Here is a 2,131-nt window from a genome sequence, read left to right as displayed (position 1 = left end):
TGGCAGTAGAGGCAGGTGTTGTTGACGGTCACAGTTTTGCTGGTCATGGAGGAAGAGGCGTTCTTGAAGGAGCCGCCGGCTTTGAGGCCGTCGCTGTGGCAGGCGTTGCAACCTTCAACGCCCTTCTGGCCGACAACGGCCCCATCGGTGCGGGTCAGCACCACATTCTTGAAGTGGCACCTGACGGAGCACGTGGTGTAGGCGCCCTCTTCCTTGGTGTTCCAGCTCTCGTTGGCGTTCAGCTGGCCTTCAACCTTCCCTTCGGTGAACTCGGGGCCCACTTCCAGGTGGTTCTGCCAGTGCTTGCTGTTCACGAAGCCGGCAATCTGCGGATTTCTGCTGCTGTGGCAGGCGAGGCAGCTATTCACGGTGCTCGCAGCCGCATCGAGTACCGTGAAGCTGGTGGTAACCGTTTTCGCGGTGCCGTTGGTAGAGGTGGCGATGAGGTCTACCGAGAAGGTCTTGGTGTAGTTGGTGGACGGGGTGAAGGTGAAGGAGGAGTTAGTCCCCTTGTACACGGAAGCCCCATCAACCAGGAACTCGTAGCTCTTGATGGCGGTGTCGTTGGTGGACGCGACACCGGACAGGGTGACGGGGGTGCCGAGCACCATGTTGCCGGTTACCGCAACGGATGCCTTGACCACCGGCTGGAAGGTGAAGGCTGCGACGATGCTGTGGTTGCCCGAGATCGCCTCGAAGGTGACCGTGGGGTCGAGAGCAACGTCCGCGTTGTCCACCTTCAGCGAGCTCAGCACGTACCCGGCATTCGGGGTGATCTTGTAGGTGTAGGTCTTCCCGTATTCCAGGGCGTTGTTTGCGGTCCCGGTGAAAGCCGGCAGAATCGCGCCGCCAGCACCGACCGTCGTGGTGACGGTGTACTTGGTCGCGGTGAAGTAGGCAACCACGTTCTGGGTGGTTGATTTCCTGGTCACCGTGATGGTGTTGGCGACGGTCGGATTAGCTACCGCCGGCAGAGCAACGCCGTTGATGCGGACCGAGGAGATTTTCTGACCTGCGCCCGGGTTAACCAGGAGGTCGACGGAACCGGTCTCGTCAGCAATGCGTTGCTGCCCTTGTCCACCGTAAGTGATGGAACCAGTACCTGATGTCGATGTTGACACGTACCACGCCGCGTTCGCCAGTGCAGGCACGGCGAACATCAGGGTGAATATCAGTATTAATTTCCTTAACATTTGGACTCCTTTTCATTGAAGTTTTCATTACATTTACTGCGGGTTGCCAGCCGGCAACATTTACTTGAGGTGGCAGCTAGTGCAGAAGTCGGAGTTGTTGTTGTCGCCGAGCAGGAAGTAGTTGCCGGTCGCACTGGGATAGGTATTGGCAACGTTGTCCTTGTTGTGGACGTCGTGGCAGGTAGCGCAGGTGAAGAACCCGTCGGTCAGGGCGTCACCGATGGTTTTGGTACCGCCCTTGAACGTGGCGGTGGCCTCCGCCAGATCGCCAGTGTGCGTACTGAGGGCATCGGCGTATTTGAACCCGATCGGGTGATCATTGCCGAGGCTGGCAGCGCCGTTGCTATCTTTGAGGCCGATGGCAGTACCGCCGAAACCGTCGCTATCCAGTTTGTTGGTGGTGAGGCCGTTATTGTAATGCTCGTCCACGGCAATCACACCGTCGTGGCAGCTCATGCAGAGAATGGTCGCGCCGTTGAGGGACCTGTCGCCGCCCACCTTTACAGTCGGAGTGAAGTAGGCATTGTAATTGACCTGATCGGTTATGACGTGGGACCACAGCGGGAGATAATCCGCGATGCCGCTGGTGCTGTCAGCGAGCGCGTGGTGCGGCGTGTGGCAGAATGAGCAGACGCGGCCTTCGGTGTCCTTGGTGGTCTCCGCGTAGAGGTTCATGTTGTGTTTGGAGGCGACGACACCGGCTTTGGCTACGTTGGTGCCGTTGAACTTGAGCGCGGCGAAAGCGGTCGAGGCGGCCAGCACGGAGGCGATAGTTACTGCGGTCATGATCTGCTTTTTCATTGATCTTCTCCTTTTAACGGTTAGAGTCAGTGTTGCCTGCGATTTTCCTGTGTTGTTACAAGGCATTGCGAGACTTTCTCTTCCTCCCTCCTTTCCGTCTCCGTCTAAGAGCATGTCAATTCAGAGGTACAGTCATA

Annotated in this window: 2 protein-coding genes; both read right to left on the bottom strand. The window is 57.9% G+C overall.

The window, feature by feature from the left end:
• Nucleotides 1-1,193, bottom strand: a 1,193-nt coding sequence (locus AC11W3_RS20105) for a hypothetical protein (RefSeq protein ID WP_484093629.1), incomplete at its 3' end; no start/stop codon positions are given.
• Between the two features lie 60 nt (nt 1,194-1,253).
• Nucleotides 1,254-1,994, bottom strand: a complete 741-nt coding sequence (locus AC11W3_RS20100; protein ID WP_484093628.1) for a hypothetical protein — start codon at nt 1,992-1,994, stop codon at nt 1,254-1,256.
• Nucleotides 1,995-2,131: the final 137 nt, after the last annotated feature.

It is taken from the genome of Geomonas sp., assembly GCF_056994735.1.
This window is presented reverse-complemented; position numbering and strand designations above follow the sequence as displayed.

What these genes read in the sequence shown, in the direction of transcription:
- AC11W3_RS20100 (WP_484093628.1), bottom strand. Translation starts at nt 1,994, where the DNA reads ATGAAAAAGCAGATCATGACCGCAGTAACTATCGCCTCCGTGCTGGCC.